Source organism: Stenotrophomonas sp. YIM B06876 (genome assembly GCF_030711595.1).
In the GTDB taxonomy this organism is placed as follows: Bacteria; Pseudomonadota; Gammaproteobacteria; order Xanthomonadales; family Xanthomonadaceae; genus Stenotrophomonas.
Genome location: NZ_JAUJUJ010000398.1, coordinates 341 through 736 on the forward strand (window position 1 = coordinate 341; position 396 = coordinate 736).

At 70.7% G+C, this 396-nt stretch carries 1 protein-coding gene; it reads left to right on the forward strand.

The genetic code is table 11. The features are described from left to right. On the forward strand, positions 1 to 396 hold a 396-nt coding region (locus QZH66_RS17550), incomplete at both ends, for a tripartite tricarboxylate transporter permease (RefSeq protein ID WP_305807112.1).

Consider the following 396-nt stretch of genomic DNA (forward strand, 5'->3'; position numbering starts at 1 on the left):
TGAGCCCGCTGAACCTGCTCATCGCCGCCGCGGGTGCCCTGATCGGCACGGTGGTCGGCCTGCTTCCGGGCCTGGGCCCCATCAATGGCGTGGCCATCCTGATGCCGCTGGCCTTTGCCATGCAGCTGCCGGCCGAGAGTTCGCTGATCCTGCTCGCCGCGGTCTACATCGGCTGCGAATACGGCGGGCGCATCTCGTCCATCCTGCTCAACGTGCCCGGTGACGCCGGCGCCATCATGACGGCGCTGGACGGCCACCCGATGGCGCGCAAGGGGCTGGGCGGCGTGGCGCTGTCCATCTCCGCCTGGAGCTCGTTCGTCGGCTCGCTGATCGCCACCGTGGGCATCGTGCTGTTTGCGCCGCTGCTGGCGCGCTGGGCGCTGTCGTTCGGGCCGG